The sequence below is a fragment of the Pseudomonas sp. LBUM1644 genome (genome assembly GCF_059716195.1).
Map to the genome: position 1 here is coordinate 4,840,908 of NZ_CP166812.1, position 26,647 is coordinate 4,867,554.

Here is a 26,647-nt window from a genome sequence, read left to right on the forward strand (position 1 = left end):
TCTTCAATGAATCAAGCAATTCGTGTGGGAACTTATGGAGCAGCTGATGTCGTCGATTAAGGAGGTGATCCAGCCGCAGGTTCCCCTACGGCTACCTTGTTACGACTTCACCCCAGTCATGAATCACACCGTGGTAACCGTCCTCCCGAAGGTTAGACTAGCTACTTCTGGTGCAACCCACTCCCATGGTGTGACGGGCGGTGTGTACAAGGCCCGGGAACGTATTCACCGCGACATTCTGATTCGCGATTACTAGCGATTCCGACTTCACGCAGTCGAGTTGCAGACTGCGATCCGGACTACGATCGGTTTTCTGGGATTAGCTCCACCTCGCGGCTTGGCAACCCTCTGTACCGACCATTGTAGCACGTGTGTAGCCCAGGCCGTAAGGGCCATGATGACTTGACGTCATCCCCACCTTCCTCCGGTTTGTCACCGGCAGTCTCCTTAGAGTGCCCACCATTACGTGCTGGTAACTAAGGACAAGGGTTGCGCTCGTTACGGGACTTAACCCAACATCTCACGACACGAGCTGACGACAGCCATGCAGCACCTGTCTCAATGTTCCCGAAGGCACCAATCCATCTCTGGAAAGTTCATTGGATGTCAAGGCCTGGTAAGGTTCTTCGCGTTGCTTCGAATTAAACCACATGCTCCACCGCTTGTGCGGGCCCCCGTCAATTCATTTGAGTTTTAACCTTGCGGCCGTACTCCCCAGGCGGTCAACTTAATGCGTTAGCTGCGCCACTAAGAGCTCAAGGCTCCCAACGGCTAGTTGACATCGTTTACGGCGTGGACTACCAGGGTATCTAATCCTGTTTGCTCCCCACGCTTTCGCACCTCAGTGTCAGTATCAGTCCAGGTGGTCGCCTTCGCCACTGGTGTTCCTTCCTATATCTACGCATTTCACCGCTACACAGGAAATTCCACCACCCTCTACCATACTCTAGCTCGACAGTTTTGAATGCAGTTCCCAGGTTGAGCCCGGGGATTTCACATCCAACTTAACGAACCACCTACGCGCGCTTTACGCCCAGTAATTCCGATTAACGCTTGCACCCTCTGTATTACCGCGGCTGCTGGCACAGAGTTAGCCGGTGCTTATTCTGTCGGTAACGTCAAAACAGCACAGTATTAATGTACTGCCCTTCCTCCCAACTTAAAGTGCTTTACAATCCGAAGACCTTCTTCACACACGCGGCATGGCTGGATCAGGCTTTCGCCCATTGTCCAATATTCCCCACTGCTGCCTCCCGTAGGAGTCTGGACCGTGTCTCAGTTCCAGTGTGACTGATCATCCTCTCAGACCAGTTACGGATCGTCGCCTTGGTGAGCCATTACCTCACCAACTAGCTAATCCGACCTAGGCTCATCTGATAGCGCAAGGCCCGAAGGTCCCCTGCTTTCTCCCGTAGGACGTATGCGGTATTAGCGTCCGTTTCCGAGCGTTATCCCCCACTACCAGGCAGATTCCTAGGCATTACTCACCCGTCCGCCGCTCTCAAGAGAAGCAAGCTTCTCTCTACCGCTCGACTTGCATGTGTTAGGCCTGCCGCCAGCGTTCAATCTGAGCCATGATCAAACTCTTCAGTTCAAACATCTTTGGGTTTTTAAGAAACCCTAAACTTGGCTCAGCAATCGTTGGTTACATCTTTGATTTCTCGCGGAGTAACTTGTGATGCTGATAATCTTGTTGACTATCAGTCTGACTCCACAAGCACCCACACGAATTGCTTGATTCAGTTGTTAAAGAGCGGTTGGTTAAGATCTTTCGTCTCAACCGAGGCGCGCATTCTACAGCAGCCTCTGTTGCTGTCAAGCGGTTATTTTTCGAAGTTTTCAAAGTTTCCTCTGCAACTTCAACCACTTGCGCTTTCGATCTCTCGTCAGCGGGAGGCGAATTCTACAGCGTAACTCGCTGCTGTCAACACCTCTTTTTCAACTCCCTTTCGGCTTCGATGACCTGAAGCAACTCACTGTCGAAAACTGCGTAACTCTTTGTTTACCAAGGAGTTTTCCGTTTCGACTGCGCCGGAAGTGGGGCGAATTATAGAGGCTCAGAATCTGCCGTCAAGCGCTGATTTTGCTTTTCTATCAGGATCTCAAAATCGCTGCATCTATATAGACGAAACCGAAAGGACACCTGACTAACAGGAGATCAGCCGGAGAAGAGGGGTAATACGGGGCTTTTTGCTTTCAGAAACACTCCTACGCCCTTCCGCCACACCCCGATGAGGATCCAGTGGAAGTATCCGTAACGTAGGAGATTCTGAATGAAAATGGTGTCCCAGGGCAGGTTCGAACTGCCAACCTTCCCCTTAGGAGGGGGATGCTCTATCCAATTGAGCTACTGAGACACAAGCCGCCTGCCAGGACGGCAAGGCAATAGACGGCGTGCATGTTAACGGCCAACCCTGCATTTGTCATGTCGTCCGTTGCGCTATTAAGTGTAGGCACACTCCTAATCGCCACACGAATGCGATAATCGTGCAAATTGCACCCTCTGGGAAAAGATATCATTGCAAAATGCAATGATGACACCCGACAAAAATATCCTAACCTATTGTTTTTGAAGACTTTAATAGACGTTAAGCTCTTGGCATACAGGCTGCTTTAGCTGTTCTCAAAGAACAACGGAGGCCAACTCTGATGAATAGCGCCCTTTTACTCTCAAATGCGATCGCCCTGACGGTTTTGTTGGGCTTTCATTTTGCCCCTGAGAGCGGAGCAGAACCGGTTGCCCAACGCATGCCGCACTATCTCCAGCTACAACGAGCCCCACAACTGGCGGTCATGAATGAACAGCGAGTTCTCGTCAGCAGTGACGATAGCCCGCCGACGACTCAGACTTCCGGGCACCTGGTATTTTGAATCACTTCATAGGAGCGCAGCATGTCCAAATCAGCCGCTGGATTTTTCATCCTTGCCTTACTGAGCGGCATTACTCATCTATCCATGGACAGGGACACCCTTAGTACCCTCGCCCTGATCGCTTGCTGCGTATTTGGTGCGTTATTCGTACTGGCGCTGGTCGCAGGACGCAGGATCAAGTTCGATCCCGTACTGCGCTAACCCTCAGCAAATCCAACAGATTAGTAACCGTGCCAGCGAGGTCTCCCGAGTTGTCGAGCCGATAAACCTTCGTACCGCCGATTGTGGCGTTCGCCGTGAATAACCCATTGCGCAGCAGCCTCGCATCAATCTCCGCAGAACTTTCCCGCCCACGCAGCGATATACGTTGTCGCAGAACATCGCTCTCGACTACCAAAAGAACTGGCAATAACGTGGGATACCGCGATATCGCTTCAGCAAAATGGCCACGGGAGCCGTTGACCAGAACATGTCGGCCGCCTTTAAGCCATAGATCAATTTCAGTCGGAATTCCATAACCCAGACCATTGGCTTTCCAGGACAGCGCAAAGCAGCCCTCAAGCTTGCGTCGCTCGAACTCATCTCGGGAAACGCCAATAGCATCCTCACCCACCGACTCTGCCGAGCGAGTGATGACTCTACGTACCACTTCGCAATTAAGTGCGCGCAATTGTTCTCTAGCGGCGTCAATAAGACTGTCCTTACCAGACCCGGAAGGCCCCATCAAAAAAATTAGCCTGCCATCCATCCTGAATTCGCCCTCCACTGAACGTCTGCCCCTAGTAAATCGGCCATTTGCCACTATCCTGTATAGGTAAGGAACATTGATCGAATCCGCTTAGCATGCACCTTCAAGCCTGCGCAGGCAGTACCCGTCGGGCGAGCGATGCGATCAGTGATGCGGACGAGGCCGGACTTTTCAAACCAGTCCGCATTTCTGATAATTGGTGCTGGCATAACGCCTTTATCCAGTTCAATATTTGTCACAGAATTGACGCCAATGATCTGGCTAATTTGAGGCATGATGCGAGCCTCTATCAATTCAGGTTGAACATTTGGCCAGAGCGCTTGTCCTATCAGACATCCTGCGGCCAATCCCGAGAACCGCTCCCCTGAACTAACCGGTTAAATATATGCGCCCATTGAAACAGGCAATTTATTCCAGCCGTACGGCTGACAAGTTCGTCGTACGTCTGCCAGACGGAATGCGTGAACGCATTGCCGAGGTGGCTCGCAATCATCATCGCAGCATGAACTCCGAAATCATCGCGCGCCTTGAACAGAGCCTCATTCAGGAAGGCGCGTTGGGGGAAGAGTTGAGCATGCGCCTGGACAGCCCCGAGCTGTCATTGCACGAACGAGAACTGCTGCAACGCTTTCGCCAACTTTCTCACCGTCAGCAGAACGCACTTGTTTCGCTGATTGCCCATGACGCCGAACTGGCCGCAGACCCGTCCTGATTCATCCGAAAATCCAAAGCCAGCGTAATTGCTGGCTTTTTTTTGCCTGAAATTCGATCAAAAAAAACCCGCCGATTGGCGGGTTTTCAAAAAAAGCGATCAGAGCAGAAAGATGGTTGCTAACCCCAGGAATATGAAAAACCCGCCGCTATCGGTCATGGCGGTGATCATCACGCTGGCGCCCATTGCTGGGTCACGCCCGAGTCGTGCCAAGGTCATCGGGATCAAAACCCCCATCAGCGCAGCAAGCAAAAGGTTGAGCGTCATGGCGGCGGTCATTACCACGCCCAGAGACCAGCTGCCATATAGCAAGTAGGCAACAACGCCGATCACCCCGCCCCAGACCAGGCCATTAATCAGGCCGACCGCCAACTCCTTACGCATCAAGCGCGAAGTATTGCCGGTGCTCACCTGATCCAGCGCCATCGCCCGAACGATCATGGTGATGGTCTGGTTACCCGAGTTGCCACCAATACCCGCCACAATCGGCATTAATGCCGCGAGCGCCACTAACTTCTCGATCGAGCCTTCAAACAGTCCGATTACCCGTGACGCGATAAACGCAGTAATCAGGTTTACCGCCAGCCAGGCCCAGCGGTTGCGAAGGGATTTCCAGACCGATGCGAAAATATCTTCCTCTTCACGCAGACCTGCCATGTTGAGAACTTCGTTTTCGCTCTCTTCACGAATCAGATCGACCATCTCATCTATGGTCAGACGGCCGATCAGCTTGCCGTTTTTGTCGACCACAGGGGCCGAAATCAGGTCATAACGCTCGAACGCCTGGGCAGCATCATAGGCATCCTCATCCGGATGAAAACTAACCGGGTCGCTTGCCATGACTTCCGAAACTTGTTTTTCCGGGTCGTTCACCAGCAAACGTTTGATCGGCAAAACGCCCTTGAGTACGCCGTCATAATCGACCACAAACAATTTGTCGGTGTGGCCGGGCAATTCTTTCAGGCGACGCAGATAGCGCAGTACCACTTCAAGACTGACATCTTCGCGGATGGTAACCATCTCGAAGTCCATCAGCGCACCGACCTGCTCCTCGTCGTAAGACAAGGCAGAGCGCACGCGCTCACGCTGCTGACCATCGAGGGTTTCCATCAACTCGTGGACAACGTCTCGCGGCAGCTCAGAGGCCAGGTCAGCAAGTTCGTCGGCGTCCATGTCCTTGGCCGCAGCCAGGAGCTCGTGATCGTCCATGTCGGCGATCAGGGTTTCACGAACAGAGTCGGATACTTCGAGAAGAATGTCGCCGTCGCGATCAGCCTTGACCAATTGCCAGAGCGACAGACGATCGTCCAGCGGCAGGGCTTCAAGGATATAGGCGACGTCAGCGGAGTGCAGGTCATCGAGCTTGCGTTGCAATTCGACGAGGTTCTGCCGGTGGACCAGGTTTTCGACCCGGTCGTGATGCGGACCTTCCTGGCGGTGAGTCAGATCTTCAACCACCCGCTGGCGCTGCAACAGCTCAATCACTTGAGCGAGGCGGTCCTGCAGGCTTTCTTGCGTTTTCTTTACTTCAACTTCAGACATAGGCGAACTCCACTCCCAGCAGCGGGGCACGCCGGAAGGATCAATCAGTCAATTCATGATTGGAAAAACGGTTTACTGAGTAACTACTGGGTAAGTCCATGGAGGTATTCCACAAGCCCCGGCGGGGCTGACGGCCGCAATGATACACCGGCTAGCATTTTTAAATGTTAAAAAATCATGGCTGAAACAAGCGCTTGCGAGACAAACCTGAGCACTGTCCTGATACATGAAAATGCGACGACTCATCCTGAAAAGAAAACACACCGCAGTCGAAAAATGTAAGGGCTACTCTGGAGATGGACCGTCATGGAGGACGCTGGATGCTATCCAAAACACATTGTTTTTTGCTGATTACCCTACTCTGCCCGCCACCCTGGGCGCTTGCGACGAACATTCACCGATGCGAAGCGGTCGACGGACGCATTACCTTCACCACGCTGAGCTGTAGCCCTGGAGAAAGCCTTTCGCTTCAGGAGGTACGCACTTTCACTCCAGGCAGCACGACGGCCCTGATGCCAGAGGCCGACATTCGTGAAACATCAGCCAAGAAAATCAACAGGAGAGAGCCGACCGTGGTCGGCCAGAGCGAGGATAAATGTGGAAACCTGATCAGCGCCCGGGAACGTCGTGAAGCCATCATCAATCAGCGCGTTGTCGCCGGCATGAGTCAGCAGGACGTCGAGAGCGCTTTGGGCAAGCCAGACAAGGTCAGTATTCGGAATTCGGCCACGAGCTATCGATACGACACCAAGCGAGGTCGTAGCGCACATGTCGAGTTCGACGAGAGAGGATGCACCAAAGGAAAAGCCAAATCCTAGACGGCAAAAAGCCCGCGTTAAACGCGGGCTTTTTGGTGTTTGGTGCACTCGACAGGATTCGAACCTGTGACCGCTCGGTTCGTAGCCGAGTACTCTATCCAGCTGAGCTACGAGTGCATTTGTGGTTTTATACCAGATCACAACTGGTTGAAGCCAAGTCATTCACATTACTGCAAACAACTCTTAAATGGTGCACTCGACAGGATTCGAACCTGTGACCGCTCGGTTCGTAGCCGAGTACTCTATCCAGCTGAGCTACGAGTGCATTTGTTGCCGCGCATTATAGGCCGTTGAATCTTTTTGTAAAGCGCTTTTTTCTAGTAATTTCAACAACTTACCGAAGAAGCCAGATTACAACGTACTACGCAAATAATGGCGGAGAACGGGGGATTCGAACCCCCGACACCCTTGTGAGGTGTACTCCCTTAGCAGGGGAGCGCCTTCGGCCACTCGGCCAGCTCTCCGCAACACGGGGCGTATCTTAACCAACCTTTTCCCCGTTTGCAAACATAAAAAACGATAAAAATTAATGGCTTGGTTCTTCGTCCTTCTCTTTCTTTATACGCAGGTAGATTTCCTCACGGTGGACAGCAACCTCTTTCGGGGCGTTGACACCGATACGCACTTGATTTCCTTTGACGCCGAGCACGGTCACAGTGATTTCGCCATCACCAATAATCAGGCTTTCTGCGCACCGACGAGTCAGAATCAGCATACCTTTCTCCTCACGCATTTCATTTCAGGGACAACAGTCTGCAAAAAAAAGGCACTCGACCTACAACCTGAAAGGTCGCAGCCCTACATGCCTGAGTATTGACCAGCGCGAGCAAAAGAACAGTTCCTGGGTCGCGCCTTGCAAAAAACAAAAGGCGCGGTCAGACCGCGCCCTTTGGCAAACGCATCACTCGCCCTGACGGGCCGGCGCGTCCAGTTCGAAAGCTGTGTGCAGAGCGCGCACAGCCAGTTCCAGGTACTTCTCTTCGATCACTACGGAGACTTTGATTTCCGAAGTCGAGATCATCTGGATGTTGATGCTTTCCTTGGCCAGGGATTCGAACATACGGCTGGCCACGCCTGCGTGAGAACGCATGCCGACGCCGACGATCGAAACCTTGGCGATCTTGATGTCGCCAACCACTTCACGGGCACCGATCTCGCGAGCAGTGTTTTCCAGCACGGTTTGTGCGGCCTGGAAGTCATTGCGGTGCACGGTGAAGGTGAAGTCGGTGGTGTTATCGTGCGCGACATTCTGCACGATCATGTCGACTTCGATGTTCGCGCCGCTGATCGGACCGAGAATCTTGAACGCAACGCCCGGGGTGTCTGGCACGCCACGGATGGTCAGCTTGGCTTCATCGCGGTTGAAAGCGATGCCGGAAATGATCGGCTGTTCCATGGTTTCCTCTTCATCAATAGTAATGAGGGTGCCCGGACCCTCCTTGAAGCTGTGCAGTACGCGCAGCGGAACGTTGTACTTGCCGGCGAACTCGACCGCACGGATCTGCAACACCTTCGAACCGAGGCTGGCCATTTCCAGCATCTCTTCGAAGGTAATCTTGTCCAGGCGCTGAGCCACGGACACCACACGCGGGTCGGTGGTGTAGACGCCGTCGACATCGGTGTAGATCTGGCATTCGTCAGCCTTCAAGGCTGCTGCCAGGGCCACGCCGGTGGTGTCGGAACCGCCACGCCCGAGGGTGGTGATGTTGCCGTGCTCGTCGACGCCCTGGAAACCGGCGACAACCACCACACGACCTGCCTTCAGATCACCGCGAATCTTCTGGTCATCAATCTGCAAGATACGCGCTTTATTGTGCGCGCTGTCCGTCAGAATCCGTACCTGATTGCCGGTGTAAGACACCGCTGGCACGCCGCGCTTGATCAGCGCCATGGCCAACAGTGCAATCGTCACCTGCTCGCCGGTGGAGACGATCACATCCAGCTCACGCGGAACCGGTTGGTCGTCGCCACTGATTTGCTTGGCCAGATCGATCAGACGGTTGGTTTCGCCGCTCATTGCAGACAGCACAACCACCAGGTCATCGCCGGCATCGCGGAATTTCTTAACCTTGTCGGCGACCTGCCCGATTCTCTCGACAGTGCCGACTGAGGTGCCTCCAAATTTCTGTACGATCAAAGCCATTTCAAAGCCGCCTCTGCCCATGACGGGCGCCCAAATAATCACTCAAACAGCATTCCGGCCCGCCACTAGACTGCGGGCCGAACATACTGCCTTATAGACCCTGCTCTACAAATGGAACGGTCAGGGCCAATGCGGCATCCAGTGCGCCAGCGTCGGTACCGCCGCCTTGCGCCATGTCTGGACGACCACCGCCCTTCCCGCCCACTGCCGCAGCGGCTTGCTTCATCAAATCACCGGCTTTGAGTTGGCCAGTCAGGTCTTTGGTTACGCCTGCAACCAGAACGACCTTTTCCTCATGGACACTGCCGAGCAGGATCACTGCGCGACCGAGTTTGTTTTTCAGTTGATCGACCAGCGCCAGCAGCGCCTTGCCATCCTGACCGTCCAGACGCACGGCCAGCACTTTCACACCTTTGACATCCAGAGCGGAAGCCGACAGATCGTCGCCCGCTGCACTGGCTGCCTTGGCCTGCAACTGCTCGAGTTGCTTCTCCAGCAGACGGTTGCGCTCCAGCACAGCCGACAGCTTGTCGATCAGGTTATCGCGGCTGCCCTTGACCAGATTGGCCGCTTCCTTGAGTTGTTCTTCGGCAGCGTTCAAGTAGGCTAATGCCGCAGCCCCTGTGACCGCTTCGATACGACGTACGCCGGAAGCCACACCGCCTTCGCTGATGATTTTCAGCAGGCCGATGTCGCCGGTACGGTTGGCGTGAATACCGCCGCACAGTTCGACGGAGAAATCACCGCCCATGCTCAGCACGCGCACGTTATCGCCATATTTCTCGCCGAACAGCGCCATGGCGCCTTTTTGCTTGGCGGTCTCGATGTCGGTTTCTTCGGTTTCAACGGCGGAGTTCTTGCGAATCTCGGCGTTGACGATGTCTTCCAGTGCCTTCAATTGCTCAGGCTTGATGGCTTCGAAGTGGCTGAAGTCAAAGCGCAGGCGCTGACTGTCGACCAACGAGCCTTTCTGCTGAACGTGTTCACCCAGCACCTGACGCAATGCGGCGTGCAGCAAGTGAGTCGCCGAGTGGTTAAGCGAAGTCGCGTGACGCACATCGGCTTCGACGTGAGCTTCAACCGGCGCACCAACGATCAGGCTGCCCGAGGCCAACACACCGTGGTGCAGGAACGCGCCGCCAGTCTTGGTGGTGTCGCGCACGTCGAAACGGCTGTTGCCGGCCTGCAGATAGCCGCAGTCGCCAATCTGACCACCGGATTCCGCGTAGAACGGTGTCTGATTCAGAACGACAACGCCCTCTTCGCCTTCGCTGAGTACGTCTACCGACTGCCCTTCTTTATAGAGAGCAACGACTTTCGCCGAACCGCTGGTAGCTTTGTAACCGGTAAATTCCGTGGCGACATCAACCTTGACCAGGCTGTTGTAGTCCATGCCGAAAGAGCTGGCGGAACGGGCACGGACGCGCTGGGCTTCCATTTCGCGTTCGAAGCCTTCTTCGTCGATGGACAGGCTGCGCTCGCGAGCGATGTCGCCGGTCAGGTCCATCGGGAAACCGTAGGTGTCGTAGAGTTTGAACACCACGTCGCCCGGAACCACGTCACCTTTGAGCTCGGACAGATCCTGCTCGAGAATTTTCAGGCCGTGCTCCAAGGTTTTGGAGAACTGCTCTTCCTCAGCTTTCAGGACGCGCTCGATGTGCGCCTGTTGGGATTTCAGCTCAGGGAACGCTTCGCCCATCTCGGCGACCAGGGCCGCAACGATCTGGTAGAAGAAGCTGCCCTTGGCGCCCAGTTTGTTGCCGTGACGGCAGGCGCGACGAATGATCCGGCGCAGCACGTAGCCACGACCTTCGTTGGACGGCAGCACGCCGTCGGCAATCAGGAAGCCGCACGAACGAATGTGGTCAGCCACGACTTTCAGCGACGCCTGTGCGTCGTTGGTGCAACCGATGGCCTTGGCCGCTGCGTTCAGCAGGCTCTGGAACAGGTCGATTTCATAGTTCGAGTGAACGTGCTGCAGCACGGCACTGATCCGCTCCAGGCCCATGCCGGTGTCGACCGACGGTGCTGGCAACGGGTGCAACACGCCATCGGCGGTGCGGTTGAACTGCATGAATACGTTGTTCCAGATTTCGATGTAACGATCGCCGTCTTCTTCCGGCGAGCCCGGTGGGCCGCCCCAGATGTCGGCGCCGTGATCGTAGAAAATCTCGGTGCAAGGACCGCACGGGCCGGTATCGCCCATGGTCCAGAAGTTGTCGGAGGCGTATGGCGCGCCCTTGTTGTCGCCGATGCGAACCATGCGCTCGGCCGGAACCCCGATCTCCTTGGTCCAGATGTCGTACGCCTCGTCATCGCTGGCGTAGACGGTGACCCAGAGCTTTTCCTTCGGCAGGTTCAACCACTGCTCGGAGGTCAGGAAGTTCCAGGCGTAGGTGATCGCGTCACGCTTGAAGTAGTCACCGAAGCTGAAGTTACCCAGCATTTCGAAGAAAGTGTGGTGACGAGCGGTATAACCGACGTTTTCCAGGTCGTTGTGCTTACCGCCAGCCCGCACGCATTTCTGGCTGCTGACAGCGCGGGTGTACGCGCGCTTTTCCTGGCCCAGGAAACAGTCCTTGAATTGGTTCATCCCCGCGTTAGTGAACAGCAGGGTTGGGTCGTTGCCCGGAATCAAAGAGCTGGAGGCTACACGGGTGTGGCCTTGCTCTTCGAAGAAGCGAAGGAAGGCTTCACGGATTTCTGCGCTTTTCATTAGGTTCTTCCACGGAGGCTGCGGCCAAAGGCCTGTGCGAAACGTCAACAGACGAAGCGACGGCAAAGGGCCGCATTATATCGGCCCTGCGCGCGGGGTACAGCGTGTTTATACGATAGAAACGGTCAATTGGACCGCTAACGCTATCAGTTACGAGAAAACTCGACGAATGTCGCGACGACTTGCTCGATTTGCGCGCGGCTGACGTCCATATGCGTGACCATCCGCAGGCGTGCGGCAGCGCTCAGCTTGATCCCCCGCTCAGCGGCGAAGGCCTTGATAGCGTCGGCCTTATCGCCCATCGCCACGTAAACCATGTTGGTCTGTACAGGTTCGACTTCATAGCCCGCCGCGCGCAAGCCTTCAGCCAGAAGCTGGGCATTGGCGTGGTCATCGGCCAGCCGCTGGACGTTGTTATCCAGGGCATACAGACCTGCTGCCGCCAGAATGCCGACCTGACGCATGCCGCCGCCGACCATTTTGCGCAGGCGTCTTGCCTTGCCGATCAACTCGGCCGAACCACACAGCACCGAACCGACGGGGGCGCCCAGGCCTTTGGACAAGCAGACCGAAACGGAATCGAAATACCGGGTTATTTCCCGGGCATCAACACCCAGTTTAACGGCAGCGTTGTACAGCCGCGCGCCGTCCAGGTGCAGTTGCAGCCCATGCTCGCGGGTAAAACTGCGTGCCTTGGCCAGGTAATCCAATGGCAGGACCTTGCCCTGCATGGTGTTTTCCAACGCCAGCAAACGGGTACGCGCGAAGTGGAAGTCGTCCGGTTTGATCGCAGCGGCGACGTGCGCCAGGTCCAGCGAACCATCGGCCTGCACCTCCAGTGGCTGTGGCTGAATTGAACCGAGCACTGCCGCACCGCCGCCTTCGTACTTATAGGTGTGGGCCTGTTGACCGACGATGTACTCGTCACCGCGTTCGCAGTGGGCCATCAGGCCCAGCAGGTTGCTCATGGTGCCCGTCGGGACGAAGAGCGCGGCAGCAAAACCCAGTCGTTTTGCCAGTTCAGCTTCCAGATGGTTGACCGTTGGATCCTCGCCGTAAACGTCGTCACCGGTGGCCGCTGTGGCCATTGCGTCGAGCATCCCGGCGGACGGTTGGGTGACAGTGTCGCTGCGAAGATCGATAACGCTCATGAATCTGGCCTCGGTAAGCAGGGGAAAATCCCTTTCAAGAAGGAATTACTGCGGTCATGACGACGAATAATCAACCCTTGGGTCGCAAAAGGCATCCCAAGCCAGCGAAAAAGTCGATGGCAATCATCAGATAGCAGCGATGCACAGCTCGGAAATATGTGGTAAAAACGCTGCGCCGCCAGACAATCTGTCGGCAAAACGTTCTCAGGGCGGGGTGCAACTCCCCACCGGCGGTAATTGCGCGCAACGCGCATAGCCCGCGAGCGCTTGGCGTCAGACTCGACTTTGGTAGTGTCCGGCGGCAAGGTCAGCAGACCCGGTGTGATCCCGGGGCCGACGGTCATAGTCCGGATGAAGAGAGAACGGGATTGGCGCCAAAGGGCCGTCCGCAGGCATTCGTGCGAGCGTGCGCACCCTTAAATCCCATTCGATTCATAAGCCCTGTTTTTTACATAAACAGGAATCAGAACATGCAACCCACCGCAATCGATAGCAAAAGCAAAAACCATCAGGGCGAACGCGTTGCGTTCATCCAGGCTTGCTGGCACAAGGAAATCGTCGATCAGAGCCGTAAGGGCTTCGTCGCCGAAATGATCGCTCAGGGCTATCAGGAATCGGAGATCGATTTCTTTGAAGTCGGCGGCGCCTTTGAAATCCCGCTACACGCCAAGCTGCTGGCCAAGTCCGGTCGTTATGCCGGTATCGTTGCCGCAGGCCTGGTGGTTGACGGCGGCATCTATCGCCACGAATTCGTTGCCCAGTCGGTGATCAGCGGCCTGATGCAGGTTCAACTGGAAACCGAAGTGCCCGTCTTCTCGGTGGTGTTGACCCCGCACCACTTCCATGCCGGCGAAGAGCATCAGAAATTTTTCTTCGAGCACTTTGTGCATAAGGGCCAGGAAGCGGCGAAGACTTGCGCGGATACGCTGCACAAGATGCGGGCGTTGCGCCGTAATGAACACCGCGCAGTAGCGGTCTGATTCAAGCCTGAGCTTGTAGGCGCTTGTAGGCGCTTGTAGGAGCTGTCGAGTGAAACGAGGCTGCGATCTTTTGATTTTAAATAAGATCAAAAGATCGCAGCCTTCGGCAGCTCCTACAGGGGTGGCGTTTGTTAGGCGAGGTTTTCGTCAGTGGTCGGCACGATCAGGATGCCGGCACGCAGGCCATTCTTCACCTTGGGGTTCGGGAAAATGATCCGGGTGCCCTTCTCCTCAATTATCCAGCGGGTCTGGGCGATGTCTTCGGCCAGCAGATAACCCACTTCCAACTCCGAAAAGTTCTCGATGTCCGCTGGCAAGTTCAGATGGAAGCTATCGCTGTGCTTGATGATTTCCCGCGCCACGCTGAACAACTGCAAACCGTCCAGCGCCGCTTCGGTGACGGCCGGCTCGTTGCCTTCGATAATCTGCTTCAGGCGGGTTTCCAGCCGTTCGACATTGACCCCGGCGTTCTGCCCGAACGGCCGTGCCTTGCCCAGCTCCAGGGTAAAAGATTCGGCACCCAGTTTGTCGTAGGTGTAGGAGCTGAAAACGATGGACGGTTTGTTCTGCAACAGCACCGCTTCCATCCCGGCCGCGCGCAGGCGGGCCAACTCCTGACGGGAATGCTGACGGCCTTCTTTCCAGGGATACAGCGCGAACTGCTCGATTTTTGAACCACGAATCGCCGTGTGCAAGTCGTAGTGCAGACGCTCGCGATCCGGCAGGCTGAAGAAACTGGCCGCCAGCCGCTCCAGCTCACAGGCGCGAAGGGCTTCTGAACCGCTGGTTTGTTCGTGACGGCCATTGAACAGTCGATTGACGTCCTGCTCGACGAAACGCTCGCCTTTGCGAATCGCTTCGGGGTTGCCGAACAGGAACAGAATACGGGCACGCGGCTTCAAATCTCCGCGGGCAATGTCATGCAACAGGCGGTCGAGCAACTCGATCGGCGCTGTTTCGTTACCATGGATACCGGCCGACAGCAGCAGGTCCAGGCCGTTGTCGCGAGCTTCAGGTGGCCGGACTTCCAGCGCACCTTCGCTCAACCAGCGCATGCGCACGCCTTCGACAGTCAGTTGAGTCTTCTCCGCCGGTTCGCGGCCGGCGAGGGTCAGTTCAAGCAGTTTGCCGAGGGCGAGCATAGCGCGGTTTCCTTAGTGGTCGTGTGCGCAATCCGGGCCGTGCACGTGGTCTTCGTCACCGACTTCAGCCGGTTCCATTTCCAGTTGCAGACTTACCAGATTAGTTGCCAATGGGCGCAGCAGCAGGTTTGCGTATTCAGCGTCACCTTCTTCGACGTCCACGCCGATCAGCAGTTGGCCGCGGCCGTCATGCTGAATCCACAGCTCTTTGCCTTGCCAAATGACCGCGACGCGGGTGCAGGAAGTTTCCAGTTGCGTGCCGTCAGTGTCTTCAAGGATCAGCTGCAGGGTATCGCTCATGTTTTTTACGCTCTCGACGTTCAATTGATCTGGAAGGGATAAACCGCGCCCAGTTTAAGGATTTGCGTCAGTTCATCCAGTGCCGTCCGGCACTCAAGCAGCAATTGCGGGTCCGCGAGATCGTTTTCGGTCATGCGGTCGCGGTAGTGCTTGTCGACCCATTCGGTCAGCGTGCCGTACAACGGAGCCGTCATGATAACGCCTGGGTTGACGGCCGCCAGTTCGGTTTCATTCAGCGCGACACGCAAGCGCAGGCAAGCCGGGCCACCGCCGTTCTGCATGCTTTGTTTCAGATCGAAAACCTTGACCTCTTGAATCAGGCCGCCAGAGCTGGTCAGGCCTTGCAGGTACTGCCAGACACGCTCGTTGCCACGGCACTCTTCCGGCACGATCAACAGCATCGAACCGTCAGGACGAGTCAGCAACTGACTATTGAACAGGTAGGAACGAACGGCGTCTTCGACGGTGACCGCCGAACGAGGTACGCACACCGACTGAAATTTCCCGCCCACTTTGGCGAGCTTGCCTTGCAGTTCGGCCAGCATCTGCTCGGTGTCGAGGAACGCGTCCTCGTGATAGAACAGCACCTCACCGTTACCCACCGCGATCACGTCGTTGTGGAACACGCCCTGATCGATCACCGACGGGTTCTGCTGAGCGTAGACCACGCCGTCATCGCTCAAGCCATGCAGGCGCGCAACCGCTTGCGAGGCTTCGAGGGTTTGGCGCGCCGGGTATTTCTGCGGCGCCGGGTAACGGGTGTCGAACGCACTGCGGCCGAACACGAAGAACTCGACGCCGGCTTCACCGTATTCACGGCAGAACCGGGTGTGGTTGGCCGCGCCTTCGTCACCGAACTGCGCGACAGCCGGCAAAGCGGCGTGGTGCGCGAAGTGCTTCTGATCAGCGAACATCGCCCCCAGCACGCGGCTGGTGGTCGGGTGTTCGATGCTGCGGTGGTATTTGCAGTTGAGGTTGGCGGCGGTGAAATGCACGCGACCGTCGGCGGTGTCGGCGCTCGGGCTGACCGTGGCGGCGTTGGCTACCCACATGCTCGACGCCGAGCAACTGGCAACCAGCAACGGCATGGCGTCTTTGGCGGCTTGTTCGATGACTTGGGCGTCGGTGCCGCTGAAACCCAAGCGACGCAGTGCGGCCACGTCAGGACGTTCCTGTGGGGCGAGAACGCCTTGCTGAAAGCCCATTTCCATCAGCGCTTTCATTTTCGCCAGACCTTGCAGCGCGGCTTCTTTCGGGTTCGAAGATTGCTGGCTGTTGCTCTGGGACGCGACGTTGCCGTAGGACAGGCCGCCGTAGTTATGGGTCGGCCCCACTAGACCGTCAAAATTGACTTCATAGGATTTCATCAGCGAGGCTCCACGAGAATCTGTTGTTATAGGCTTCAGTAACTATCTTTGAGACCGCGTCGCGGCCTTCGCGGGCAAGCCTCGCTCCTACAGGTTTTGCACAATCCTGTAGGAGCGAAGCTTGCTCGCGAAAGCGGTCTTACGACATCCGCACGCCGGGCGTCAGGGTCGCTGGCAAGGTCAGGCTCGGGGTTTCCAGCGAGGCCACCGGGTACGCGCAATAATCTGCGGCGTAGTAAGCGCTGGCGCGATGGTTGCCCGAGGCACCGACGCCGCCGAAGGGCGCGCTGCTCGCAGCACCGGTCAGCTGCTTGTTCCAGTTGACGATACCGGCACGGCTTTCCAGCCAGAACTGCTGATATCGCGCTTCCGAGTCCGACAGCAAACCTGCTGCCAGGCCATAGTCGGTATCGTTGGCTTCCGCGATGGCCGCTTCAAAATCAGCGTAGCGGATCACTTGCAGCAGTGGACCGAACAGCTCTTCGTCAGGACGATCGGCTACGGCCGTCACGTCCAGAATGCCTGGCGTCAGCAACGCGGCTTGCGCCTGAGGCTGAGTCATTTCCAGCAGCGCGACCGCGCCGTTGGCCAGCAAATGCTCTTGTGCGTCCATCAAGGCTTTCGCAGCGCCGAGGGAAATCACCGAGCCCATGAACGGCGCCGGTTGTTGGTCGAAGGCACCGACTTCAATCGTCGAGCTGACCGCTACCAGGCGCGCCAGTAGCGTATCGCCCCAGGCACCTTGCGGCACCAGCAAGCGGCGCGCGCAAGTGCAACGCTGGCCAGCAGAAATGAACGCCGACTGGATGATGGTGTAAACGGCAGCATCAAGGTCTGCGACCTGATCCACTACCAGCGGGTTGTTACCGCCCATTTCCAGGGCGAGGATCTTGTCCGGGCGACCGGCGAATTGCTGGTGCAGATGATTGCCGGTGCGGCTGGAACCGGTAAAGAACAAGCCGTCGATGCCCGGGTTCGCCGCCAGGGCGATACCGGTTTCGCGAGCGCCTTGCAGCAGATTCAATACGCCAGCCGGCAAACCGGCTTCGATCCAGCACTTGACCGTCAACTCGGCGACTTTCGGGGTCAGTTCGCTTGGTTTGAACAGCACACTGTTGCCGGCCAGCAGTGCCGGAACGATGTGACCGTTCGGCAGGTGACCAGGGAAGTTGTAGGGGCCGAATACCGCGACCACTCCGTGCGGCTTGTGGCGCAGCACGGCGGTGGCGTCGCCCAATGGGCCGCTCTTCTCGCCCGTGCGTTCGCGGTAGCTTTGCACCGAGATCGCAATCTTGTTGACCATGCTGGTCACTTCAGTCGCGGCTTCCCACAGTGGCTTGCCGGTTTCTTCACCGATGGTACGAGCCAGTTCGTCAGCGTGATTTTTCAGCGCGGCGGCAAAAGCCTCCAGCACGGTGATGCGCTCTTCCAGGGTGCGACGGGCCCAGCCCGGGAATGCCTGACGCGCGGCTTGCACGGCGGATTCAACCTGAGCGGCAGTGGCGCCCTCACCGGCCCACACTACTTGCTGGGTGACCGGGTTCAGCGACTGGAACGCTTCGCCCTGACCGGCCAGCCATTCACCTGCGATGTATAGCGAATTCATTATTTCGACTCCCGAGCAGCAGACAACGGAACGGCGCGTACTTGATCGCCGGCGTTGAGTTGAAGGCGTTTGGCGGTCAGTGGATCAACCACCAGCGTGCCGGCGGCGAAGCGTGCTGGCGCGGCAGTCATCCGGCAGTCTTCGCGCTTGCGGTTGTGAATCAGGAATGGCGTAGCGTCGTCACCCGGTGTGCCGATGGCCAGCACCAGCGCCTGGCTGTCGCGAACCGCGCGGATCTTGCCGGTTTCGCATTCCACGGCAGGGCCGGCGTCGAAGATGTCGACATAGCCTTGGTAGCTGAAGCCTTCGCTCTTGAGCATGGCCAGTGCGGGCTCGGTGTCCGGGTGAACCTGGCCAATGACGTTGCGTGCGTCCGGCGACAGGAAGCAGGTATACAGCGGGAATTTCGGCATCAACTCGGCGATGAACGCCTTGTTACCTACGCCCGTCAGGTAATCGGCCTGGCTGAATTCCATTTTGAAGAAGTGCCGACCGAGGCTCTCCCAGAACGGCGAACGCCCGGCTTCGTCGGACACACCGCGCATCTCGGCGATGATCTTGTTGCCGAACAGCTGCGGGAACTCGGCGATGAACAGCATCCGCGCCTTGGCCAGCATGCGGCCGTTGAGGCCCGTGCGGTAATCGGCGTGCAGGAACAGCGAGCACAGTTCAGAGTTTCCGGTCAGGTCGTTGGCCAGGAACAGCGTCGGAATTTCGCGATAGATGTTCAGCTCTTGCGAAGCGCTGACGGTCAGGCCGACCCGGAAGTTGTACCACGGCTCACGCAGGCCAACAGCGCCAGCAATGGCGGAAATGCCCACCACACGACCGTCATCATCTTCGAGCACGAACAGGTAGTCCGCATCGCCCCGCCCGGCTTCGCCGCGAAAGGTCTTCTCGGCCCAACCGACCCGATGGGCCAGACGCTCTTCATTGGCCGGCAAGGTGGTCAGGCCGGTGCCGGTGCTGCGGGCCAGGTCGATCAGAGCGGGTAAATCGCTGCTGCGTACGGGACGAACGATCATGCTATCTCCTCAAACGGGCCGCCAACGCCACCCGCGAAACTTCGCTGCTTTCCAGGTAATGCTCTCTAGCGATCTAACGCAGGCGTCAAACCGCTACCAGGCGCACGCTGGCACCTTCACCGACGCCCAGGGCTTCGGCCGTTTCCAGATCCAGGGTCACGGGTTTGCCCGGCGCGTAATCGAGCTCGAGCAATACCGCGCGGTAATCCTGCAACTGCGCATTGGCCACCAGGTACTGACGACCGACACCTTTGACTGGCTCACCGATTTTCACCGGCACCACACGGCTCTGGGCAATCGATCGGATCCCCGAGACGCGCGCGTGCAAGGTTGGGCCGCCGTCGAAAATATCGATGTAGTGATCGGTCTCGAAGCCTTCGCGCATCAGGATGTCGAAAGTGATCTGCGCCCGGGGGTGCACCTGGCCCATCGCTTCTTGAGCGGTGTCCGGCAGCAGTGGCACGTAAATCGGGTAATGCGGCATCAGCTCGGCGAGGAAGGTCCGGCTCTTCAAGCCGCACAAACGTTCGGCTTCGGCGTAGTTGAGGTCGAAGAAGTTGCGACCGATGGCATCCCAGAACGGTGAATCGCCATTTTCGTCGCTGTAGCCGACGATCTCAGTCACCACGGAATCGGCAAAACGCTCCGGATGGCTGGCCACGAACAGCAGGCGCCCACGGGAGTTGAGTTCCGCCCAAGGCGAACCGACCAACTCGCGTTGCACGTAGAAACTGGTCAGCAAGCTGTTGCCGGTCAGGTCGTGGCACTGGGAGAGCACGTGGATCTTGTTATGAATCTTCAGCTCGCGGGAAGCGTGGACGAAGGTTTCATTGCGAAAACTGTAGAACGGCTCCGAGTAACCAGCCGAGGCAACGATCGCCGAGCAACCGACCAGTTTGCCGGTGGCAGTGTCTTCGAGGACGAAGAAATAACTCTCTTCACCGTTGAAGCTGACTTCAGCGGCGAACGAGGCTTCAGACGCGGCAATCTTGTCGCTCAGGCGTTCAACGTCATCCGGCAAGGAAGTGACACCAATCGGGCTGTCCGCAGCCAGACGCTGTACCTCGCCCAGATCAGCCATTTGCGCGGGGCGCATCACCAGCATGGTGTCACTCCTTTCTCGTAAAACTCTTTGAGGAAAATAAGCCGGCCCCTTGTAGGAGCGAGCTTGCTCGCGATGGTGTGTCAGCCACATTGATGTCGACTGACACACCATCGCGAGCAAGCTCGCTCCTACAGTAAAGCGGGGCTGGCATAAAAATTGGGTTCGACGCCTGAATGGTCAGGCGTCGAAGGGGCTATCAGGCTTGCGTCAATTTCGCTGCAGCACGCTCGAAACGATCCAGGCCGGCATCGATATCGGCGTCTTCAACGACCAGGCTTGGCGCGAAACGCACCACGTCCGGGCCGGCTTGCAGAATCATCAGGCCTTCTTTTTCAGCGGCGTTGAAGATGTCCTTGGCTTTGCCTTTCCAGGCATCGCTCAGTACGCAACCGATCAACAGGCCCAGGCCACGGACCTGGGTGAACAGGCCGTATTTCTCGCCGATCTGCTCCAGGCGCGCCTTGAACTTGTCGTGCTTGGCGTTGACGCCGGCCAGCACTTCAGGGGTATTGACCACGTCGATCACGGCTTCAGCGACAGCGCACGCCAGCGGGTTGCCGCCATACGTGGTGCCGTGGGTGCCGACAACCAGGTGTTTGGCCAGGTCTTCGGTGGTCAGCATAGCCGCGATCGGGAAACCGCCGCCCAGGCTCTTGGCGCTGGTCAGGATGTCCGGGGTCACGCCGTAATGCTGGTAAGCGAACAGCTTGCCGCTGCGGCCCATGCCGGTTTGCACTTCGTCGAAAATCAGCAGCGCGTTGTGCGCGGTGCACAGTTCACGGGCGCCTTGCAGGTATTCAAGTTCGGCCGGGATAACACCGCTCTCGCCCTGGATCGGCTCCAGCACCACAGCGCAGGTCTTGTCGGAAATGGCGGCTTTCAGCGCAGCCAGATCATTGAACGGTACGTGAGTGATACCGGTGATTTTCGGACCGAAGCCGTCGGAGTATTTCGACTGGCCACCGACGTTCACGGTGAACAGGGTGCGGCCGTGGAAGCTGTTCAGGGCGGCGATGATTTCGTACTTCTCGCTGCCAAACCGATCGAAGCCGACACGACGGGCCAGCTTGAAGGCGGCCTCGTTGGCTTCGGCGCCGGAGTTGCAGAAGAACGCACGCTCGGCAAACGTCGCATCGATCAGCTTATGCGCCAGGCGCAGGGCCGGCTCATTGGTGAACACGTTCGACACGTGCCACAGCTTGTTCGCCTGTTCGGTCAAGGCACCGACCAGCGCCGGGTGCGCATGGCCCAATACGTTAACGGCAATGCCGCCGGCGAAGTCAATCAGCTCGCGGCCAGACTGGTCCCAAACGCGGGAACCGGCGCCACGCACAGGAATGAATGCGGCAGGCGCATAGTTGGGAACCATTACCTGGTCGAAATCGGCGCGTTCTACCGCAGCGTGCTCAACGGACATCGGAGTCTCCTGAAGAGGAACACCCGCCTGAAACTGGCGAGCGATGGGGGGATTGTAAGGACAGTTTTCAGCCCGGCCTTGCCGCCAAGCGACAACTTCTTATAGCGCAAACCCCGGTTTCAGCCGGGTTTACGGCAATGCGACATATAGGGTCGCAAAGGCGCAGTTTAACTGGCGGCACAGGTTATAGGCAGGCTCGTCGAGAAGTGCGGTAAATATGTACCGCACACCGACCTTCGTCCTTTGTTTTCCTTGGCTTCCATCCAAACGCTAAGGGACTAGCGCAATGACGAAACATGAATCCGAGCTAATTGCTCAGCCAGACGCTCACTACCAGCATGCGTCCAACAATCTGCCCGCCTGGGTCTTGAAAGCATCGCCCGCTACGCGCAGCGCACTGAAAAGCGCTGTGTTGGAAGTACCGGACTGGCATGCCACAGCCACCCGCCAACAACAGCTGGCACTGAAAACCGCCAGCGAGGACCACTGGACCCAGCGTAATCGCCTGGAGGCAAGGCTCGATAAACTGCAGAACGCCCGGGACTTCGCCGAACCGCTCTTGAGTGAGGCGCTGAAAAGCCGCTTCGGCCTGGACCTGGACGTCAAGACCACTTTCCTGCGTCTATACATCCCCCAATCCATTCCCTTATTCCCGATCAAGTCCGGCGCCGCGCGGACATGGACGGTGTCACTGCTGGATGCCGCGCTGCACAACTTTCAGGCATCGGAGGCCGAGTCACAGGCTTACGAGCGCGATTCGACCTTCATCACCGAACCGTCGCCCAATGGCCAGTTCGATACGCTGCCGGCAGTCTCCCGAAAAATAACGATTCAGGGTTTTGTCCGTTTGTGCCGCGAGTTGGACATTGGTGGCCAGTACAACGTCTATCTCAAAGACAATCTGGGGCTGACCAACCGGGTAGTGGCCGCCGTTCTGAAGCCGGATGTGCTCCGAACGCACAAAGCCGCCTTCAAGTCTGCGATGCGACTGAGCCACGCGCGACGGGACATTGATGACAACGCCTACAACTCGATTTACCGATTACTGGAAGGACTACCGGACGTTCCCCTGGACGGTGCGCGGCTCCACTGCCACGACCTGACAATGATGTCTTCGTCGCTGACCGGCATTGTCATTTTCGGTACCAACGCTAGCCGCGCCAGCAAGCCCACACCGATCATCGCCTACATCCCCGATGATCCGGAGCATCCGCTCAAGCAGTACCCGGACACCTTGGCGTTCATGACCGAGCTGACCCGCAAGCTGCGTTCGCCCGCCTATCAAACATTCTTCAGTCGGTTCGTTGACCATCAGGAACGCGGGCATTTTTTCGCCGACCTCAACCGCCGCTTGCAGGCTGTGACCTGGCACCAACACATGCAGGGCGACCCGTTGCCGAGCTGGCGCGAGACGCCCATCGACAGGCCCAGCCTGAGATTTTCAATGACCCCGTTCATAGCGGGTGTGTGGAACCACCTGTATCAACGACAGCTGGACAAAATCCTCAATGACGCCAGCGCGCTCGCGGTCTCCACCGCGCGCGCCGACCAAAACGCACGATGGGCGCTGTGGGACACCTTCAGCAAAGTCGCGTCGACAATCCTTGAAGTGGCGGCGTTCGTGGCCCTGCCCTTTGTACCGTTTTTGGGAGAGCTGATGCTGGCCTACATGGCCTACCAGGCACTCGACGAAACCTTCGAAGGCATCGTGGACTGGGCCGAGGGCTTGAGAAAGGAAGCGTTCGGGCACTTGATGGGCGTCGTTGAGTCGGCCGTCCAACTGGGGACATTCGTCGTTGGAGGCATGATTGCCGTTGGAGAACTCAAGCCTTTGCTGTCCGAGGACACGCTGGCGTTTTTCGCCCGGTTCACCCCGGTCAAGGCATCCGGCCGCAAAACCCGCTACTGGAAACCGGACCTTTCACCCTACGAGCACTCCGCCAACCTGCCTACAACGGCCAAACCCGACCTTCTCGGTCTGTACCGGCATGAGGGCAAAAAACTGCTGCCCATTGAAGGCAAGCGCTATGCCGTAGAACGCAACAGCCAGACCGGGCAATTCGAGATCCAGCATCCCGAGCGCGCCGAGGCTTATCAGCCGCCTCTGCGCCACAACGGCCACGGCGCCTGGCAGACCATGCTGGAGCGACCGCTAACCTGGGATCGGGACACCGTCATGCGTCGAATCGGCCATAGCGTCGAGTCATTCAATGCGGTCGAGCGCGAGCAAATCCTGCGCATCAGCGGCTATCACGACAACGTCTTGCGCGAGATGCATGTCGATAACCTGCCCCCACCGTCACTGCTGACCGACGTGATCAAGCGTTTCAAGATCGATCGGGACATCCAGACACTCAGCGAACAGATCGGCAGCGCAGACCCCGAGCACTATCAAGCCCTGACACAGCGCGGGTTACTGTTCGAATCTCGCTACCGGGCACTTGAAGCAACAGACAATCGAGCCGCTCAGCGACTGATCGCCGATGTGCCGGGATTACCCACCGATGTCGCGCAAGAACTGGTCAGCAATGCAACAGGCTCCGAACTGCTGCAACTGCACAATGGACGTGTGCCCCGGCGCCTCATGGACGTGGCGCAAAAAGCCATGGGAGCGGTACGGGCGAGCCGCGCCTACGAGGGACTTTATTCCGATGCGCTGGAAACCCTGGATACCCATCGTCTGGCGTTACACCGTCTGGAATCACTGCCCGGCTGGCCGGACACCCTGCGCATCGAGGTGAGGGATTATTCACCTGACGGCGTGCTGCGCGACAGCGTTGGCCGTGCCGATTCACCGACGCTTAAAACACTGGTGCGCGCCGACGATGGCACTTATCAGATTCACGAGAGCAGTCAACTGCCCGGTGATTTTTACACCGCCCTACTGCAAGCACTGCCGGAAGCCGATCGCCATGCACTGGGCCTTTCCCGCGAAAACGCGCAGGCCCTCAAGCGGCGCGTTGCAGAGCACGCACTGGATCAACCGGCGTTGCGTAAACTGTTTGCAAAAAATCCCCAGCGAAAACCCTTCTATGACCCAACCACCATGCGTCTGCCCGGTGGAACGGAGGGTTACAACCGCATTCAATCCAACACACCGACACTCAACGACCGGGTTCTCGAGGTTTATCCCAGCCTTACCCGCGAAGAACTGCAGTCCGTTGTCGCCCATTTGCAGCGCCACCCCGATGGCGCTCGCGTAGAACTTTCTCGCCTGGCCCGCGAACTTGAGCGATTGCATCTTGACCTCGAAAACTGGTTGAAGAATGCCCCCACCGTCCACCCCGAAACCGGACTCCCGCTTAATGATCTGGATCGGCAGGCCGTCCAACAAAGTCGCCGATTGCTGGCTCAAGAAATACAGCGCAGCTGGCGCCGACAATCGGACAGAGACCTGGACTCACCTGACAACAGTGACCGATATACACTGCGATTTGCGGAGCCGATTCTGGGCGATCTGCCGGTACTGACGGCCGACTTTGCTCACGTCTCACTGGTTGCCCTTGAAGGTACTCATGCGGAGCAAGGCATCCACGGCTTTCTGCAACGGTTCAATGACCTTCGTCGCCTCGACTTACGTCGCTTTTCCTTGGGCACCCTGCCCGACGCCATACCGAAAATGGCGAATCTCGACGCTCTGATACTCAACGATTGCGCTGTCACGTTTGACGACGTCACTTGGTCAAAGCTGTCTTCGCTGAAAAAACTGGTGATGCTGGACCTCTACAAAAATCCTTTTGAGGTGGTACCCGACATTGGTTCGATGCCCGAACTCGTGCACTTGGACCTGAGTGACACCGGCCTGGGCGAAGTCCCCGCCAACAGCCTGAAACACCCGAAGCTCGACACGCTCATGCTGATGAACAACAGAATTACGGAGCTGCCTGCCGGGCTGTTCGACAGCGCGGTGTACGACAAACGCGGAATACACCTTTCGCATAACCCGCTGCTCGCCAAAGAGCACCAACTCATCAAACAACAGTACTTCGAAACCTCATACGATTTGGGTGTCTATGCCCCCGAAGCAGATACCGCGCGAGTCCGGGCACTGTACCCGCACATGGAAGTCGAGCAGGCCAGCGAATTCGTCTATGAGTTACCCGGCACACTGGACGACGGCCGCATCGAGTTGAGCCGCCTGGAAACGGAATACACCCGACTCGGTACCGATCTGTCTGCCTGGACCGCCGACCTGCCACAGCAACACCCGCTGACCGGCGAACCCTTCAATGCGCAGCAGCTGCTTGTCGAGCATGCAAACCGCGACGAGTTCAAACAGGCGGTAGAACTGTGCTGGCGGCATGAAAGCGAACTGGATGATTTCAATAATGCGCTTGAGCCCACCTTTGAGCTCAGGGTCATCTCGGAAATAAATGGAGAGCTTCCAACCCTGAATGCCGACTTCAGTCATGTGTCAGCACTGGACCTGTCAGGTGTCGCTGGCGTGACACGTATCGGGCGTTTCCTGGAGGGTTTTCCCAATCTCAAAAGCCTGAGGCTGCGTGACTTCAACCTGAGCAACATTCCCGGCGCAGTGTTCAAAATGGGTCGTCTGCGATCACTGTCCCTGCCAGGCTGCCGAATCACATTGTCAGCGGAATCGGCCAATGCATTAGCGACAATGGATAAGCTCGATTACCTGGACCTGGGCCTCAATCCGCTGGGGCAAGCGCCCGACCTGAGCCAAATGAAGGAACTCGCTACCGTGCTGCTGCATGACACGGGCATCACGGAGATCCCTCGGGGTCTGTTCGAGCTGGAAGAACTGGATTGGGCTGACCTGAGCACAAACGCGATCACTGAAGTGTCCGCTGATGTATTGGAAGCACCCACGACCACCACGGAGAACATCAGCTTCAGAGGCAACCCGTTTTCCGAGGCAAGCCTGCTACGGCTGATCAGCTACTACGAACGTACGAGCGTGGATTTCGGTGTCGAAGAGGTGATCAACCGAGGCGAAATGGAAATTTCTTCCACAGACGGTTCTGAAGTCGACGAATAAAG

20 protein-coding genes, 4 tRNA genes, 1 rRNA gene and 1 riboswitch are annotated in these 26,647 nt (G+C 57.4%); of the genes, 6 read left to right on the plus strand and 19 right to left on the minus strand.

The genetic code is table 11. The features are described from left to right. Positions 1 to 57: 57 nt before the first annotated feature. Both ACA052_RS22120 and ACA052_RS22125 read right to left on the minus strand, forming a co-directional pair. A 16S ribosomal RNA gene (locus tag ACA052_RS22120) occupies positions 58 to 1,594 on the minus strand. Positions 1,595 to 2,280: 686 nt separating this feature from the next. Then, positions 2,281 to 2,357, minus strand: a tRNA-Arg gene (locus tag ACA052_RS22125). 292 nt (positions 2,358 to 2,649) lie between these two features. On the opposite strand from ACA052_RS22125, the gene ACA052_RS22130 reads away from it, so the two are divergent. Together ACA052_RS22130 and ACA052_RS22135 are read left to right on the plus strand one after the other, a co-directional pair. Further along, positions 2,650 to 2,871, plus strand: coding sequence for a hypothetical protein (locus tag ACA052_RS22130; RefSeq protein WP_497646791.1), 222 nt, complete (start codon positions 2,650 to 2,652; stop codon positions 2,869 to 2,871). Positions 2,872 to 2,892: 21 nt separating this feature from the next. After that, positions 2,893 to 3,072, plus strand: coding sequence for a PA3371 family protein (locus tag ACA052_RS22135; RefSeq protein WP_497646792.1), 180 nt, complete (start codon positions 2,893 to 2,895; stop codon positions 3,070 to 3,072). Here ACA052_RS22135 and phnN read toward each other — a convergent pair. Beyond that, positions 3,047 to 3,619: a phosphonate metabolism protein/1,5-bisphosphokinase (PRPP-forming) PhnN gene (gene phnN, locus ACA052_RS22140; protein WP_497646793.1), complete on the minus strand. Its 573-nt coding sequence runs from the start codon at positions 3,617 to 3,619 to the stop codon at positions 3,047 to 3,049. The two genes, ACA052_RS22135 and phnN, sit on opposite strands and share 26 nt — an antisense overlap. A gap of 53 nt (positions 3,620 to 3,672) precedes the next feature. Continuing rightward, positions 3,673 to 3,894 (minus strand): hypothetical protein, encoded by a 222-nt coding sequence (locus ACA052_RS22145; RefSeq protein WP_497650418.1) that lies wholly within the window; start codon positions 3,892 to 3,894, stop codon positions 3,673 to 3,675. Positions 3,895 to 4,004: 110 nt separating this feature from the next. Here ACA052_RS22145 and ACA052_RS22150 point away from each other — a divergent pair, with 110 nt between their 5' ends. Then, positions 4,005 to 4,331: an Arc family DNA-binding protein gene (locus ACA052_RS22150; RefSeq protein WP_497646794.1), complete on the plus strand. Its 327-nt coding sequence runs from the start codon at positions 4,005 to 4,007 to the stop codon at positions 4,329 to 4,331. A 99-nt stretch (positions 4,332 to 4,430) separates the two neighbouring features. On the opposite strand, the gene mgtE is transcribed toward ACA052_RS22150, so the two are convergent. Then, a complete protein-coding gene (gene mgtE, locus ACA052_RS22155; RefSeq protein WP_497646795.1) occupies positions 4,431 to 5,873 on the minus strand; it encodes a magnesium transporter in 1,443 nt (480 codons plus the stop codon). 320 nt (positions 5,874 to 6,193) lie between these two features. Here mgtE and ACA052_RS22160 point away from each other — a divergent pair, with 320 nt between their 5' ends. Further along, entirely contained in the window at positions 6,194 to 6,691 is a 498-nt protein-coding gene (locus ACA052_RS22160) for a cell envelope protein SmpA (RefSeq protein WP_497646796.1), read from the plus strand. Between the two features lie 40 nt (positions 6,692 to 6,731). On the opposite strand, the gene ACA052_RS22165 is transcribed toward ACA052_RS22160, so the two are convergent. From ACA052_RS22165 to ltaE, 7 genes are all read right to left on the minus strand, one after another. Continuing rightward, a tRNA-Arg gene (locus ACA052_RS22165) sits at positions 6,732 to 6,808 on the minus strand. Positions 6,809 to 6,879: 71 nt separating this feature from the next. Beyond that, positions 6,880 to 6,956, minus strand: a tRNA-Arg gene (locus ACA052_RS22170). A gap of 108 nt (positions 6,957 to 7,064) precedes the next feature. Next, positions 7,065 to 7,155 (minus strand) — tRNA-Ser (locus tag ACA052_RS22175). Positions 7,156 to 7,217: 62 nt separating this feature from the next. Further along, positions 7,218 to 7,406 (minus strand): carbon storage regulator CsrA, encoded by a 189-nt coding sequence (csrA, locus tag ACA052_RS22180; protein WP_002554426.1) that lies wholly within the window; start codon positions 7,404 to 7,406, stop codon positions 7,218 to 7,220. A gap of 186 nt (positions 7,407 to 7,592) precedes the next feature. Then, positions 7,593 to 8,834: an aspartate kinase gene (locus ACA052_RS22185; protein ID WP_497646797.1), complete on the minus strand. Its 1,242-nt coding sequence runs from the start codon at positions 8,832 to 8,834 to the stop codon at positions 7,593 to 7,595. A gap of 91 nt (positions 8,835 to 8,925) precedes the next feature. After that, positions 8,926 to 11,550 carry an alanine--tRNA ligase gene (gene alaS, locus ACA052_RS22190; protein WP_497646798.1) on the minus strand — a complete coding sequence of 875 codons (2,625 nt, stop codon included), beginning with the start codon at positions 11,548 to 11,550 and terminating at the stop codon, positions 8,926 to 8,928. Between the two features lie 146 nt (positions 11,551 to 11,696). Beyond that, positions 11,697 to 12,701 (minus strand): low-specificity L-threonine aldolase, encoded by a 1,005-nt coding sequence (gene ltaE, locus ACA052_RS22195; protein WP_497646799.1) that lies wholly within the window; start codon positions 12,699 to 12,701, stop codon positions 11,697 to 11,699. A 196-nt stretch (positions 12,702 to 12,897) separates the two neighbouring features. After that, a riboswitch (FMN riboswitch) is annotated at positions 12,898 to 13,069 on the plus strand. Between the two features lie 102 nt (positions 13,070 to 13,171). Here ltaE and ACA052_RS22200 point away from each other — a divergent pair. Next, entirely contained in the window at positions 13,172 to 13,681 is a 510-nt protein-coding gene (locus ACA052_RS22200; RefSeq protein WP_497646800.1) for a 6,7-dimethyl-8-ribityllumazine synthase, read from the plus strand. 131 nt (positions 13,682 to 13,812) lie between these two features. Here ACA052_RS22200 and astE read toward each other — a convergent pair whose 3' ends face one another. From astE to ACA052_RS22235, 7 genes are all read right to left on the minus strand, one after another. Continuing rightward, positions 13,813 to 14,823, minus strand: coding sequence for a succinylglutamate desuccinylase (astE, locus tag ACA052_RS22205; RefSeq protein WP_497646801.1), 1,011 nt, complete (start codon positions 14,821 to 14,823; stop codon positions 13,813 to 13,815). Positions 14,824 to 14,835: 12 nt separating this feature from the next. Further along, entirely contained in the window at positions 14,836 to 15,123 is a 288-nt protein-coding gene (locus ACA052_RS22210; RefSeq protein WP_008033108.1) for a hypothetical protein, read from the minus strand. A gap of 20 nt (positions 15,124 to 15,143) precedes the next feature. Beyond that, positions 15,144 to 16,490: an N-succinylarginine dihydrolase gene (gene astB, locus ACA052_RS22215; RefSeq protein WP_497646802.1), complete on the minus strand. Its 1,347-nt coding sequence runs from the start codon at positions 16,488 to 16,490 to the stop codon at positions 15,144 to 15,146. Positions 16,491 to 16,629: 139 nt separating this feature from the next. After that, positions 16,630 to 18,099 (minus strand): succinylglutamate-semialdehyde dehydrogenase, encoded by a 1,470-nt coding sequence (astD, locus tag ACA052_RS22220; protein WP_497650379.1) that lies wholly within the window; start codon positions 18,097 to 18,099, stop codon positions 16,630 to 16,632. Continuing rightward, positions 18,096 to 19,121 (minus strand): arginine N-succinyltransferase, encoded by a 1,026-nt coding sequence (gene astA / locus ACA052_RS22225; RefSeq protein WP_497646803.1) that lies wholly within the window; start codon positions 19,119 to 19,121, stop codon positions 18,096 to 18,098. The genes astD and astA overlap by 4 nt, the downstream gene beginning before the upstream one ends. A gap of 85 nt (positions 19,122 to 19,206) precedes the next feature. Beyond that, positions 19,207 to 20,226: an arginine/ornithine succinyltransferase subunit alpha gene (gene aruF, locus ACA052_RS22230; protein ID WP_497646804.1), complete on the minus strand. Its 1,020-nt coding sequence runs from the start codon at positions 20,224 to 20,226 to the stop codon at positions 19,207 to 19,209. Positions 20,227 to 20,422: 196 nt separating this feature from the next. Further along, a complete protein-coding gene (locus tag ACA052_RS22235; RefSeq protein WP_497646805.1) occupies positions 20,423 to 21,643 on the minus strand; it encodes an aspartate aminotransferase family protein in 1,221 nt (406 codons plus the stop codon). A 286-nt stretch (positions 21,644 to 21,929) separates the two neighbouring features. Here ACA052_RS22235 and ACA052_RS22240 point away from each other — a divergent pair, with 286 nt between their 5' ends. Beyond that, positions 21,930 to 26,645, plus strand: coding sequence for a dermonecrotic toxin domain-containing protein (locus tag ACA052_RS22240; RefSeq protein WP_497646806.1), 4,716 nt, complete (start codon positions 21,930 to 21,932; stop codon positions 26,643 to 26,645). The last annotated feature ends 2 nt before the right edge of the window (positions 26,646 to 26,647 follow it).

Excerpts from the sequence above, each read along its gene's own strand:
- ltaE (WP_497646799.1), bottom strand. The coding sequence starts at position 12,701 with ATGAGCGTTATCGATCTTCGCAGCGACACTGTCACCCAACCGTCCGCC.
- mgtE (WP_497646795.1), bottom strand. The coding sequence starts at position 5,873 with ATGTCTGAAGTTGAAGTAAAGAAAACGCAAGAAAGCCTGCAGGACCGC.
- ACA052_RS22130 (WP_497646791.1), top strand. The coding sequence starts at position 2,650 with ATGAATAGCGCCCTTTTACTCTCAAATGCGATCGCCCTGACGGTTTTG.
- ACA052_RS22200 (WP_497646800.1), top strand. The coding sequence starts at position 13,172 with ATGCAACCCACCGCAATCGATAGCAAAAGCAAAAACCATCAGGGCGAA.
- ACA052_RS22185 (WP_497646797.1), bottom strand. The coding sequence starts at position 8,834 with ATGGCTTTGATCGTACAGAAATTTGGAGGCACCTCAGTCGGCACTGTC.
- ACA052_RS22135 (WP_497646792.1), top strand. The coding sequence starts at position 2,893 with ATGTCCAAATCAGCCGCTGGATTTTTCATCCTTGCCTTACTGAGCGGC.
- astA (WP_497646803.1), bottom strand. The coding sequence starts at position 19,121 with ATGATCGTTCGTCCCGTACGCAGCAGCGATTTACCCGCTCTGATCGAC.
- ACA052_RS22210 (WP_008033108.1), bottom strand. The coding sequence starts at position 15,123 with ATGAGCGATACCCTGCAGCTGATCCTTGAAGACACTGACGGCACGCAA.
- csrA (WP_002554426.1), bottom strand. The coding sequence starts at position 7,406 with ATGCTGATTCTGACTCGTCGGTGCGCAGAAAGCCTGATTATTGGTGAT.
- ACA052_RS22145 (WP_497650418.1), bottom strand. The coding sequence starts at position 3,894 with ATGCCTCAAATTAGCCAGATCATTGGCGTCAATTCTGTGACAAATATT.
- ACA052_RS22235 (WP_497646805.1), bottom strand. The coding sequence starts at position 21,643 with ATGTCCGTTGAGCACGCTGCGGTAGAACGCGCCGATTTCGACCAGGTA.
- aruF (WP_497646804.1), bottom strand. The coding sequence starts at position 20,226 with ATGCTGGTGATGCGCCCCGCGCAAATGGCTGATCTGGGCGAGGTACAG.
- alaS (WP_497646798.1), bottom strand. The coding sequence starts at position 11,550 with ATGAAAAGCGCAGAAATCCGTGAAGCCTTCCTTCGCTTCTTCGAAGAG.
- ACA052_RS22150 (WP_497646794.1), top strand. The coding sequence starts at position 4,005 with ATGCGCCCATTGAAACAGGCAATTTATTCCAGCCGTACGGCTGACAAG.
- ACA052_RS22240 (WP_497646806.1), top strand. The coding sequence starts at position 21,930 with ATGACGAAACATGAATCCGAGCTAATTGCTCAGCCAGACGCTCACTAC.
- ACA052_RS22160 (WP_497646796.1), top strand. The coding sequence starts at position 6,194 with ATGCTATCCAAAACACATTGTTTTTTGCTGATTACCCTACTCTGCCCG.
- astB (WP_497646802.1), bottom strand. The coding sequence starts at position 16,490 with ATGAAATCCTATGAAGTCAATTTTGACGGTCTAGTGGGGCCGACCCAT.
- phnN (WP_497646793.1), bottom strand. The coding sequence starts at position 3,619 with ATGGATGGCAGGCTAATTTTTTTGATGGGGCCTTCCGGGTCTGGTAAG.
- astE (WP_497646801.1), bottom strand. The coding sequence starts at position 14,823 with ATGCTCGCCCTCGGCAAACTGCTTGAACTGACCCTCGCCGGCCGCGAA.